Origin of the sequence: Marichromatium sp. PS1, from assembly GCF_041155115.1 — a bacterium.
Lineage (GTDB): Bacteria > Pseudomonadota > Gammaproteobacteria > Chromatiales > Chromatiaceae > Marichromatium > Marichromatium gracile.
This window is the reverse complement of sequence record NZ_BAAFHB010000004.1, coordinates 196,763-209,126: the sequence shown is the minus strand read 5'-3', so window position 1 is coordinate 209,126 and position 12,364 is coordinate 196,763. Positions and strand designations below refer to the sequence as shown.

Here is a 12,364-nt window from a genome sequence, read left to right as displayed (position 1 = left end):
CCCTCCTGGTGCTGGTGTCACCGCCCCGGTCACCGGGACAGGGGCGTGGTAAACGACTATAGTTATGCCCCTCGAGTCACGGATCGCCCAGGCCCCTCGACCTGCGCCGTCCCCATGCCATCGACCGTTCGTTCAGACAGGGTTTCCCAATGCAGGTCAGCGCTCGCATCCCCGCCAAGCTGAAGGCGATCCTCGGATCGCATCGCCGTCAGATCTTCAATCTCCTGGCCTGGTGCTGTTTCGGCCTCGGTTTCGTCGGCATGCTGGTGCCGCTGATGCCGACCACGGTGTTCTGGATCTGCGCCGCCTGGCTGTGGCTGCGCAGTCGTCCCGAGCGGGTACGCTTCCTGATCGATCATCCGCGCTTCGGTGAGTCGATCCGCGATTTCCTCGAACACGGCGAGATCTGCCCCACCGGCAAGAAGGCCGCCATCCTCAGCATGGCCGGCAGCTATCTGATCTGGTTCTCGCTGATCGGCCCCGGGCTGTGGCCGGCGCTCACCGTGGCCACCATCCTCGCCCTGGTCGCCACCTGGATCGCCACCCGCCCCGACAATCGCCACCGCCGCCGAGCCCGTCAGCAGCAAGCGCAGGTTCGGGTCGGACTCGACGAGCTGGTCTCCTCGGCCGAGCCGGCCACCGAGACGCGCGGCGTCTCGCGCTGATCCCTCTCGACCATCATGGAGTCGGTCCTGCTGCTCGACAACGGCTCGCGCCGCGCAGCCGCGGTCGACGCCCTGCGTCGTCTGGCCGAGACGCTCGGCGCCCGCTGCGGCCTGCCGATCGAGCCGGTCTCGCTCGCTCACGCCGATCGCATCCCCGCCGATCGGCTCGACGGTCGGCCCGCGACGCTGCTCGAACCCCTGCTCGAGGCGCGTCTCAGCGCCGGCGCGCGCGATTTCCTGATCCTGCCACTGTTCTTCGGTCCCAGCGCCGCACTCACCGAGGCCGTGCCCGCGCTCGTTGCGCGACTGCGCGCGCGCCACGGCGACTTCGCCCTGCGGCTCGCCCCCGAGCTCTGCCCGCTGCCGGCGGGCGAACCCCTGCTCACCCGGATCCTCGCCGAGCAACTCGCACGCCTTGCCGAGACCACCGGCGATCGGCCACGACGGGTGATCCTGGTCGATCACGGCTCACCCAACCCCGAGGTCAGCGCGGTGCGCGCCTGGTTGGCGGCACGCCTGGCCGAGCGACTTGGTCAGGTGATCGAGCTGGATCAGGCGGTGATGGAGCGCCGCCCCGGAGCGGCCTACGACTTCAACGGGCCGCTGCTCGAGCAACAGCTCGAACGGCTCGCGAGCAACGAATGCGACTCGCCGATCTTTCTCTCGATGTTGTTTCTCGCACCCGGCCGCCATGCCGGCCCAGGCGGCGACATCGCCGAGATCTGCGCCCGGGCCGAACAGGCCCATGCCGGGCTGCGCATCCATGTCTCCGGGCTGGTCGGGGAGCACCCGCTGCTCCCCGAGATCCTCGCCGCGCGACTACGGCAACGGGCGACGCATCACCGACTCTGACCGGGCAGCGCGACTCGCAGGGCGCTTGAGGCGATCCTCGGTCTCCCCCATCCTTGCCCGATACGACGCCTGTTCGTGCAGCCGCAGAGCCAAGATGCGCCGCTTTCTCCGTCACCCCTCGGACATCCCCATCCACTACCGACTGCCCAACCGCAACCGCCGGCGTCGCAACCGGCTGTGCAACATCGGTCAGGGCGGGCTCTGTTTCCTCTCCTGCAGACGGCTACCGGTCGGCGAATCCATCCAGGTCGAGATCCCGGTCGCCCAGCCGCCCTTTTGCGCCGAGGGGGTGGTGGTGTGGTGCAGACCGCGCCGCGGTCTGTTCGAGGTGGGGGTCCATTTCGCCACCGACGAGACCAGCTACCAGCTCAGGATGGTCGAACAGGTCTGTCGGATCGAGCACTACCGGCGCCGGGTACGTATCACCCAGGGACGCGAACTCAGCAGCGAACAGGCCGCAGAGGAATGGATCCGGCGCCATGCCGCCGACTTCCCCTCTGGTTGAGCGACGGCGACACCGACAACCGACATCGATGCCGCCAGCGCGGAGATGATCAATGGAAATGATGGACGTAGCGCAGGTTCATCCGCGCGCCCTCGGGGCGGTTCTCGGCACCGGTCTCCCAGAAGGCGTTGAAGAACAGATGATCGTGAGGGCTGAGGTGATAGAGCGCCCCGGGACCGATGGCGAATACCCGCTCCTCGCTGTCGGCGACCGACTCGCCGTCGACCTTGGAACGGGTGATCTGTTCGAGATAGTAACCGTTGATGCCCAGACGCAGCCGGTTGGGCAACACCTCGTAGGCGGTGGAGAAGTTGATGTGGATCGCCTGCCCGGCCTGGGTGTCCTCGGCGATGACCCCCTTGAAGGGATCGTTGTTCTCGGCGTTCCACAGATAGTGCAGACGCCAGGAGACGGTCCAGCGCGGATTGACGAACAGGGTCGCGGCCCAGTAGGGGTTGAACGAGAAGACGTTGCTGCCGGCGTTGATCGGGTCGTCGGCGTCGTAGCTGCCGGTCGGGAGCAGCATCTGCAGCTCGATGCGATGCATGAAGCGCGGCCCGTTCGGCCCCATGATCGGATCCCACTGCAGGAAGGGACCGACCAAGATATCGCCGAGATTACCCCCATTGGTCGAGAGCGCGAAGTTGTCGCCGGGATCGAGATCGAAATCGACCAGCGGCAGGATCAGGTCCATGCCCCACTTGCCGCCGAACAGCAGCGGCTGATTCGACTGATAGACGAGCTGGGTGAGACTGAGGTTGAGATCGAGTTCGGCGCGCTCCCGTCCACGTGGAGTCGGGACCCGCAGATCATCGCCGGCGGCATCCTTGAGCGCACCGTTGCGATAGAACTGCAGATACTGACTGACATACCAGCCCGGCCCGGATGGCGGGCCGCCATCGAGAAAGCTGGTGAACCCGAGATTGACCGCCGGCAGATCATAGGCGAGCGCGCCCTGCCCCCAGACCAGCCCCACGGCAGCGACCGCCGCCTTCCATCCTCGCACGCCCATGCACACACCTCGCTGTCGTCTTGATGGCGCGGGGCCGAGCGACGACCGGAACCGTCGCTCGCCCGCCCCAGAATGATGATCGATCGCACACGAAAAGACCGCGCGGATCTTAGAGGAATGCAGGGCGGTTGGCAAAGCCGGGGCCGCTCAGCGCGGCGCGACCTCCTCGATCCGCGCATCGCCCAACGCCTCGCGCAGCGCCGCGAGCGCCTCCTCGAGCCGGTCGCGACCACGGAAACCGAGCAGAATGTGCGGATCCTCGTCCATGTGCGGCAGGCTGAACATCTTCAACTCGGGGAAGCGCTCGCCGAAACGCTCCATCAGCGGGACCAACTGGCTCTCGGGGATACCGCGCACCTTGAGCGCGACCTCGCGCTGGCGTGCGGCCAGGCCGTAGCGCGTCTCGAGCACCTGCTCGGCCATCGGCCAGGCCATCTTCGGGAAACCCGGCAGGAACCAGTGGTCACACACCATGAAGCCGGGGATGCGGTTGACCGGGTTGTCGATCAGCGCGCAGCCCTCGGGCAGCTCGGCCATCAGGATCCGGTGCGGATAGGCCGCCTCGCCGAACTTCTCCTCGAGCAGCGCCACCGCCTCGGGGTGGCGGGTCAAGGCGACCCCGGCGGCGGCGGCGGCGCAGCCACGGGTATGGTCGTCCGGGGTGGCGCCGATGCCGCCACAGACGAACACCGGCTCGGCGCGCGCCATCGAGAAACGCAGGTGCGCGGTGATCACCTCGGGGTCGTCGGGCAGCATCCACTGCCAGGCCAGCTCATGGCCGCGACCGCCGATCATCTCCTTGAAACGCTCCAGATGCTGGTCGCGACGCGCGCCATTGAGCACCTCGTCACCGATCACGATCAGCCCGAAGCGCTGCTGGGTCTCGGTTGCCATCTTTGTCAATCGCTCCTGTCAACAGGGGGTGTTCAACGAAAAAAGGGGGCCTTGCGGCCCCCCTTTTCACGGTCGATCGATCAAGCCCCGAGGGGCCGCGATCACTCGCCGGGCTCGACCGCCTTCATGCTCAGGCGGATACGGCCCTGCTTGTCGACCTCGAGGACCTTGACGCGCACCACGTCGCCCTCGGAGAGCTTGTCGCTGACGCTCTGCACCCGCTCCTCGCAGATCTGCGAGATGTGCACCAGACCGTCGCGACCGGGCAGGATGGTGACGAAGGCACCGAAGTCCATCAGCCGCGCGACCTTGCCCTCGTAGACCTTGCCGACCTCGACATCGGCGGTGATCAGACGGATACGCTTCTTCGCCTCTTCACCGGCGGACTTGGCCACCGAGAAGATCTTCACCACGCCCTCGTCGTTGATGTCGATGGTGGCGCCGGTCTCCTCGGTGATCGAGCGGATCACCGAACCGCCCTTGCCGATGACGTCGCGGATCTTCTCGGGGTGGATCTTGAACTCGATGATGCGCGGCGCGTGCTCGGACATCTCCTCGCGCGGCGTCGACAGCACCTTGTTCATCTCCTCGAGGATGTGCAGACGCCCGGCCTTGGCCTGCTCCAGGGCGATCTCCATGATCTCCTTGGTGATGCCCTCGATCTTGATGTCCATCTGCAGGGCGTTGACGCCCTCGACGGTACCGGCCACCTTGAAGTCCATGTCGCCGAGGTGGTCCTCGTCGCCCATGATATCGGTGAGTACCGCGAACTGATCATCTTCCTTGATCAGGCCCATGGCGACACCGGCCACCGGCGACTTGATCGGCACGCCGGCGTCCATCAGCGCGAGGCTGGTGCCGCAGACGCTGGCCATCGAGCTCGAGCCGTTCGACTCGGTGATCTCGGAGACCACGCGCACCGAATAGGGGAACTCCTCGATGCTCGGCATCACCGCCAGCACGCCACGCTTGGCCAGACGCCCGTGACCGATCTCGCGGCGCTTGGGGCTGCCGACACGACCCGACTCACCGACGCAGAAGGGCGGGAAGTTGTAGTGGAGCATGAAGTGCTCGCGCCGCTCGCCATCGAGTGCATCGATGATCTGCGAATCACGCTCGGTGCCCAGGGTGGTGACCACCATCGCCTGGGTCTCGCCACGGGTGAACAGCGCCGAGCCGTGGGTGCGCGGCAACACGCCGGTGCGGATGGTGATCGGGCGCACGGTGGCGTTGTCGCGGCCGTCGATGCGCGGCTCGCCGGCGATCACCGCCGAGCGCACGGTGCGCTTCTCCAGCCCCTCGATCTCGCCCATCACCTGCTGCTCGGTCCAGGCCGCGTCCTCGCCCTCGCACAGCGCGGCCAGAGCCTCGGCGCGGATGGTGTCGAGCGCGGTGTAACGCGCCTTCTTGTCGTGGATGCGATAGGCCTCGGCGATGCGCGTGCCACAGGCCTCGGCGACGGCGTCGGCGAGCGCGGTGTCACGCTCCGGGGCGCTCCACTCGAAGGGCGGCTTGCCGGCCTCGGCGGCAAGTTCACGGATCGCCTCGATGACGACCTGCATCTGCTCGTGACCGAACAGCACGGCACCGAGCATCACCTCCTCGGAGAGACCACGGGCCTCGGACTCGACCATCAGCACCGCCTGCTCGGTGCCGGCGACCACCAGGTCGAGGTCGGAGTCCGGTCCGAGACCGACCACCGGGGGGTTGAGGATGTATTCACCGTCCTTGTAGCCGACCCGGGCAGCACCGATCGGGCCGTTGAAGGGCAGACCGGCCAGGGCCACCGCCGCGGAAGCACCGATCAGCGCCGGCACCTCGGGGTTGACCGCCGGGTTGAGCGACTTGACCGTCGCGATGATCTGCACCTCACGCTTGAATCCATCGGCAAACAGCGGCCGCAACGGGCGGTCGATCAGACGGGCGGTGAGGATCTCGGCCTCGCTCGGGCGACCCTCGCGACGGAAGAAGCCACCGGGGATGCGGCCAGCGGCGTAGGTCTTCTCCTGGTAGTCGACGGTGAGCGGGAAGAAGTCGCGCTCGACACCGGGGCGCTTGTCCACGACCACGGTCACCAGGACCACGGTGTCTTCCATGTTCACCAGGACGGCGCCATCGGCCTGGCGCGCGATCTCGCCGGTCTCGAGCCTGACGGTCTGATTTCCGAATTGGAACTGTTTAACGATAGGGGTGGGAATCACAGGTAAATCCTCGGGGTGTATGGTCCGTCGAAGCTTCGGGCCGTGGACCCCTGCTAACCGCCTGGCGCCGATGCTCGCCGGGGTTGGCAGGGTGGTTGTCGACGCTGACGCCGGTCACATCAGAGACAGCGCCGACGGCCAGACCGGAACCGCGTTCGCGGTCCGGTCCTCGAGCCTTCGAGTACGCGTCAGCGACGCAGCCCCAGGCGCGCGATCAGGTCGCGGTAGCGATCGAGATCCTTGCGCTTGAGATAGTCGAGCAGTTTACGCCGGGAGTTGACCATGCGCACCAGGCCACGGCGCGAGTGATGGTCGTGCTTGTGTTCCTTGAAGTGATCGGTGAGCTGCTGGATACGCGCGGTGAGCAGCGCAACCTGCACCTCGGGGGAGCCGGTGTCGCTCTCGCCACGACGGTACTCTTCGACGATCTTCTTCTTGTCTTCTGCGGTCATGGTCATTGGGTGTCTCCTGGATGAGGCTGACGATGGACAGGCACAGATCCGGCGCCGCCGGATGGATCCTCCGACAATGACCTCAGGGAATCCGACCTGTCGTGGTGTGCGCGGGGCACGCCCGCGATGACGTCCTCCGCACCGCAACGGCGCGGAGGACTGGAAACGTTCAAATCAATCGCTTCGGCTGGACCTTGCCGTCGTCGAGGATGCAGCCGACGCCGAGGAACTGCTCGGAGGGATCATAGAGCCGTACCAGCCCCTCGGTCGGCGCCTGCGGCACCAGCACCGCCTGACCCTGGCGCAGATAGAAGGCGGCATCGGCCGACAGTCGCACCGCCGGCCAGTGACCGAGTGCGGTGTCGAGCCCGAGCAGCTGGGCGTCGAGCTGAGCCAGCGCGCCCTCCTCGGCCCCGGCCATTGCCTCGACCTGATCGAGGGTGACGAAGTCGGTCTCGCCCTCGCGATAAGGCCCGACCCCGGTGCGGCGCAGCGCGCTGACATGGGCCCCACAGCCGAGCTCGCGACCGATGTCCTCGGCCAGGGTGCGGACGTAGGTCCCCTTGGAGCAGTGCACGTCGAGCTCGATCTCGGGCAGCTCACAGCTGATCAGGTCGAGCGCGAAGATCTCGATCTCGCGCGGGGTGCGCTCGACCTCGACCCCCTGACGGGCGAGCTTGTAGAGTCGCTGCCCCTGGTGCTTGACCGCCGAGTACATCGGCGGCAGCTGCGAGATGGTGCCGATGAAACCGGCGATCACCTCGCGCACCCGCGCCTCGTCGACACCCTCGACCGGACGGGTCTCGAGCACCTCGCCCTCGGCGTCGGCGGTGGTGGTGGTCACCCCCAGGCGCACCCGCACCCGATAGCGCTTGTCGGCATCGAGCAGATAGGTGGAGAACTTGGTCGAGTCGCCCAGGCAGCAGGGCAACAGCCCGGTGGCCAGGGGATCGAGACTGCCGGTGTGACCGGCTTTCTTGGCCTGATAGAACCGCTTGACGCGCTGCAGCGCGTCGTTCGAGCTCAGCCCACAGGGCTTGTCGAGCAGCAGGATGCCGGTGATCTTGCGTCCCGGTCTACGGCGCGCTGCCATCGTTAGTCACGCTCCACGTCGGTGTCTTGTGAGTCGTTCCGGTCGGTCGCACCGACGGCTTGGTCGATCAGCGCGGAGAGCCGGGCCCCGCGCTCGATCGAGGCATCGAACACAAAATGCAGTTGAGGGATGGCCCGCAGACGGACACGCTGCGCCAGTGCACGGCGCAGGTATCCGGCGAGCCGACCGTTGAGCAGTCGCTCCTGGATGGCGTGATCGACGTCGTCCGGGAAGCAGGTGAAGTAGACCTTGGCGTGCGCCAGGTCGCGCGTGACCCGCACCTCCTGAATGGTGATGCTGGTCAGACGCGGGTCCTTCACCTCGTCGCGGAGCAGCACCGACAGCGTACGCTGCAGCTCGGCGCCGACCCGCTCGGTGCGGTCGAATTCCTTCATGCTGGGTTGTAACCGTAGCTGATCAAAGTTGACGCGCCCGCTCGGTACGCTCGAACACCTCGATCTGGTCTCCTTCCTGGACGTCGTTGTAGTTCTTCACACCGATGCCGCACTCGGTGCCGGCCTTGACCTCGGGGACGTCGTCCTTGAAGCGACGCAGCGACTCCAGCGCACCCTCGTAGACCACCACGTTGTCGCGCAGCACGCGGATCGGGTTGTTGCGCTTGATCGTGCCCTCGGTGACCATGCAGCCGGCGACCGCGCCGAACTTCGACGAGCGGAAGACATCACGCACCTGGGCCAGACCGATGATCTCCTCGGTGATGATCGGGCTGAGCAGACCGGAGATGGCCTGTTTCACGTCGTCGATCAGCTCGTAGATGATGCTGTAGTAGCGCAGATCGAGCCCCTTCTCCTCCACCACGCGACGCGCGGCGGCATCGGCACGGACATTGAAGCCGAGCAGGATGGCATTGGAGGTGACGGCGAGGTTGGCATCGGACTCGGTGATACCGCCGACGCCGGTGGCGACCAGCGCGACCTTGACCTCGTCGTTGGTGAGCTTGACCAAGCTCTCCTTGAGCGCCTCGAGACTGCCCTGCACGTCGGCCTTGACGATCAGGTTGACGCTCTTCTGCTCGCCGTCCTTGAGCTGGCTGAACAGCTGGTCGAGGCTCGCGCCGCGCTGCTCCTCGAAGCGATGCTGACGCAGCCGCTCGGCACGGAACTCGGCGACCTCGCGGGCACGTCGCTCGTCGCTGACGGTAATCACGTCGTCACCGGCGTTGGGCGCGCCGGAGAGACCGAGCACCTGCACCGGGATCGAGGGACCGGCCGAGTCGACCGGCTTGCCGGTCTCGTCGAACATGGCACGTACACGACCGTACTCGCCACCGCTGACGATGATGTCGCCACGATTCAGGGTACCGGCCTGGACCAGCACCGTGGCCACCGGACCACGGCCCTTGTCGAGACTCGACTCGACGATGGCGCCACGCGCCGGACCCTCGACCGGGGCCTTGAGCTCGAGCACCTCGGACTGCAACAGGATGGCGTCGAGCAGCTCGTCGATGCCGTCACCGGCCTTGGCCGAGACGCGCACCAGCATGGTGTCACCGCCCCACTCCTCGGCCACCACCTCGTGCTGAGTGAGCTCCTGCATCACCCGGTCGGGGTTGGCCTCGGGCTTGTCGATCTTGTTGACCGCAACGATCAGCGGCACCTCGGCGGCACGGGCGTGCTGGATCGCCTCGATCGTCTGCGGCATCACGCCGTCGTCGGCCGCGACCACCAGGATGACGATGTCGGTGACCTGGGCGCCACGGGCACGCATCGCCGAGAAGGCAGCGTGGCCGGGGGTGTCGAGGAAGGAGATCGTGCCCTTCGGGGTGTCGACGTGATAGGCACCGATGTGCTGGGTGATGCCACCGGCCTCACCGGAGGCGACGCGGGTGCGACGGATGTAGTCGAGCAGCGAGGTCTTGCCGTGGTCGACGTGACCCATGATGGTCACCACCGGCGGACGGGTGACCTGCTCGGCCTGCTCGACCCGCTCCTCGAACTCGTCGAGCAGCACGTCCTCGGCATCGCGCTCGTCGGCGAACACCGGCTTGTGGCCCATCTCCTCGACCAGGATCGCGGCGGTGTCGCGATCGAGGCTCTGGTTGATGGTCACCATCATGCCCTGCTTGAACAGCTCCTTGATCACCTGCGAGGACTTCACCGACATGCGGTTGGCCAGCTCGCCGACCGAGATGGTCTCCGGGATCTCGACCTCGCGCACCACAGGTGCGGTCGGCTTCTGGAAGGCGTGCTTGTCGCTGACCTGGATCTTGCCGGCCTTGCGCCGGCGACGCAGACGACCGGCGCTGTCGTCATCGACGCCTCGACGACCGCCACGCACGTCCTTGCGTGCGCCCTTCTTGGCACCACGATCATCGCGATCATCGCGACTCTCGACGCCTTTCTTGACGGTCTTCTTGCCCTTGACGGGCTCGGCGGCGGCGCGACGACTCGGGCCGGGGGCACGCTTCTTGTCGGCGCCGGCATCCGGCTCGGCGGCCTTCTCGGCAGCAACGGGCTTTTCGACGACTGGCGGTGCCTCGGCGGCACGCTTGGCCTCTTCGGCACGGAGGCGCTCGGCCTCGGCCTCGGCCTCGGCGCGACGCTTGGCTTCTTCCTCGCGACGCTTGGCCTCTTCCTCGCGCTGACGGCGCTCCAGCTCCTCCTGCTCGGCGAGACGACGCGCTTCCTGTTCGGCGCGCATCGCCTCGAGCTCGGCGCGGCGACGGTTGTCGTCGAGCGCCGTGCTCGTCGATTTGCGGTCGTTGCCACCCCGACCACGACGATCCGGACCGGAACGACGTCCAGCGCCGCCGGCACCGGGCTCGGCGCGCTTGTAGGTGCGCTTGCGCCGCACCTCGACATTGACGGTCTTGCCACGCACGGTGGGTGCGGGACGCGCGCCGGTACGGGCGCCGGCGGCGGCAGGCTGACGCAACTCGCTGACCGACTTGCGCTTGACCGAGACCTCGCTGGAGTCGGCGCTATCGCCGCCCTCCTCCTTGCCGTGGCTGCGCCGCAGATAGCCGAGCAGCTGCTTCTTTTCCTGCTCGGTCAAGGTGGAATCGGCGCCATTGGCACTGATCCCCGCCTCGTTCAGCTGGGTGAGAAGACGCTCGACCGGGATTCCGACCGTGGAGGCGAGTTGTTTGACGGTAACTTCACTCATGGACTGACCTATAAACCTCTATTCCTCTGCGGCTTGCACAAACCAGGGTTCGCGTGCCTTCATGATCAAGCGCGCAGCCCGCTCTTCGTCCATGCCCTCGATTTCCATGAGTTCGTCGATCGACTGCTCGGCGAGATCTTCGCGCGAGGAAACACCTCGCGCAGCGAGTGCGTCGGCCAAGGCCTCGTCCACACCCTCCATCTCGAGCAGATCGTCCGCCGGGGCCTCTTCTTCTTCGGAGGCGATGGCGCGTGTCAGCAACAGATCGTTGGCGCGCTCGCGCAGCAGCTCGACTGTCTCGTCGTCGAATTCCTCGATGGCCTGCATCTCGGCGAGGGGCACGTAAGCGACCTCTTCGACACTGGTGAAGCCTTCCTCCACCAGCACCGCGGCCAACTGCTCATCAATGCCCAGTTGGTCCATGAAGGACTGCACCGAGCGGTTGGCCTCCTGCTCGCTCTTGGCTGCGGCATCCGCTTCGTTCATGACGTTGAGTTCCCAGCCGCTGAGCTGCGTGGCCAGTCGGACGTTCTGTCCGAAACGGCCGATCGCCTGGGCCAGGTTCTCTTCCTTGACCGCGACATCCATGCTGCGAGCGTCCTCGTCGATGACGATCGAGACGACATCGGCCGGAGACATGGCATTGATGACGAACTGCGCGGGGTTCTCGTCCCAGAGGATGATATCGACGCGCTCCCCGTTGAGTTCATCAGACACGGCCTGGACACGCGATCCGCGCATCCCGACGCAGGCACCAACCGGATCGATTCGCGGATCGGCGGTACGCACGGCAATCTTGGCGCGCGAGCCGGGATCGCGCGCCGCCCCCATGATCTGGATCAGACCCTCACCGACCTCGGGCACCTCGAGCTTGAACAGCTCGATCAGCAGCTCCGGCGCGGTGCGGCTGACGAACAGCTGCGGCCCCTTGGGCTCGGAGCGCACGTCATAGAGATAGCCACGCAGCCGGTCGCCGGGGCGCACCGACTCGCGTGGAATCACCTGATCGCGCGGCACCAGAGCCTCGGCGTTGTTGCCGAGATCGAGCAGGATGGTGCCACGATCGGCCTTCTTGACGATGCCGGTGACGAGCTGTCCCTTGCGATCGATGAAGGCGTCGACGATCTTCGCCCGCTCGGCCTCGCGCACCTTCTGCACGATGACCTGCTTGGCGGTCTGGGCGGCGATCCGTCCGAACAGCTCGGACTCGATCTCCTCCTCGATGAAATCGCCGAGATCGAGCTCGGGCTCGAGCACGGCTGCGGCCGACGCGGTGATCTGGCGCGCCGGGGCCTCGAGCATGCCGTCCTCGGGATCGGGGACGATCTCCCAGCGGCGGAAGGTGCAATAGTCGCCGGTCTTGCGATCGATGGCGACACGCACATCGATCTCGCCGCCGTGCTTCTTGCGCGTTGCAGACGCCAGCGCAGCCTCGATGGCCTCGAAGATGACACCTGCGGGGACGTCCTTTTCGTTGGAAACGGCCTCAACGACCAGTAGGATCTCTTTGCTCATTCAACCTAATCCGAACTCAGAACTTGCACCCCATACCCGACGGGCCGCG

11 protein-coding genes are annotated in these 12,364 nt (G+C 66.5%); 3 read left to right on the top strand and 8 right to left on the bottom strand.

Annotation, left to right across the window (positions count from 1 at the left end):
• The first annotated feature begins 149 nt into the window (after positions 1-149).
• From ACAM26_RS10180 to ACAM26_RS10170, 3 genes are all read left to right on the top strand, one after another.
• The gene (locus ACAM26_RS10180) at positions 150-665 is read left to right on the top strand and encodes a YbaN family protein (RefSeq protein ID WP_123140229.1); all 516 of its coding nucleotides are present in this window, start codon (positions 150-152) and stop codon (positions 663-665) included.
• A gap of 15 nt (positions 666-680) precedes the next feature.
• Positions 681-1,517: a sirohydrochlorin chelatase gene (locus ACAM26_RS10175; protein ID WP_369613551.1), complete on the top strand. Its 837-nt coding sequence runs from the start codon at positions 681-683 to the stop codon at positions 1,515-1,517.
• A 94-nt stretch (positions 1,518-1,611) separates the two neighbouring features.
• A complete protein-coding gene (locus ACAM26_RS10170; protein ID WP_123141823.1) occupies positions 1,612-2,022 on the top strand; it encodes a PilZ domain-containing protein in 411 nt (136 codons plus the stop codon).
• Between the two features lie 49 nt (positions 2,023-2,071).
• On the opposite strand, the gene ACAM26_RS10165 is transcribed toward ACAM26_RS10170, so the two are convergent.
• The 8 genes from ACAM26_RS10165 to nusA form a co-directional block, all read right to left on the bottom strand.
• Entirely contained in the window at positions 2,072-3,034 is a 963-nt protein-coding gene (locus ACAM26_RS10165) for a transporter (protein WP_369613550.1), read from the bottom strand.
• Positions 3,035-3,181: 147 nt separating this feature from the next.
• Positions 3,182-3,928 (bottom strand): competence/damage-inducible protein A, encoded by a 747-nt coding sequence (locus ACAM26_RS10160; protein ID WP_369613549.1) that lies wholly within the window; start codon positions 3,926-3,928, stop codon positions 3,182-3,184.
• A 101-nt stretch (positions 3,929-4,029) separates the two neighbouring features.
• The gene (gene pnp, locus ACAM26_RS10155; protein ID WP_369613548.1) at positions 4,030-6,129 is read right to left on the bottom strand and encodes a polyribonucleotide nucleotidyltransferase; all 2,100 of its coding nucleotides are present in this window, start codon (positions 6,127-6,129) and stop codon (positions 4,030-4,032) included.
• A gap of 188 nt (positions 6,130-6,317) precedes the next feature.
• Positions 6,318-6,587: a 30S ribosomal protein S15 gene (gene rpsO / locus ACAM26_RS10150; RefSeq protein ID WP_062276050.1), complete on the bottom strand. Its 270-nt coding sequence runs from the start codon at positions 6,585-6,587 to the stop codon at positions 6,318-6,320.
• 163 nt (positions 6,588-6,750) lie between these two features.
• Positions 6,751-7,674: a tRNA pseudouridine(55) synthase TruB gene (gene truB, locus ACAM26_RS10145; RefSeq protein ID WP_123141826.1), complete on the bottom strand. Its 924-nt coding sequence runs from the start codon at positions 7,672-7,674 to the stop codon at positions 6,751-6,753.
• 2 nt (positions 7,675-7,676) lie between these two features.
• The gene (rbfA, locus tag ACAM26_RS10140) at positions 7,677-8,069 is read right to left on the bottom strand and encodes a 30S ribosome-binding factor RbfA (protein WP_123140222.1); all 393 of its coding nucleotides are present in this window, start codon (positions 8,067-8,069) and stop codon (positions 7,677-7,679) included.
• 22 nt (positions 8,070-8,091) lie between these two features.
• A complete protein-coding gene (gene infB, locus ACAM26_RS10135) occupies positions 8,092-10,800 on the bottom strand; it encodes a translation initiation factor IF-2 (RefSeq protein WP_123140221.1) in 2,709 nt (902 codons plus the stop codon).
• 18 nt (positions 10,801-10,818) lie between these two features.
• Entirely contained in the window at positions 10,819-12,315 is a 1,497-nt protein-coding gene (gene nusA, locus ACAM26_RS10130; RefSeq protein ID WP_123140220.1) for a transcription termination factor NusA, read from the bottom strand.
• Positions 12,316-12,364 lie beyond the last annotated feature (49 nt).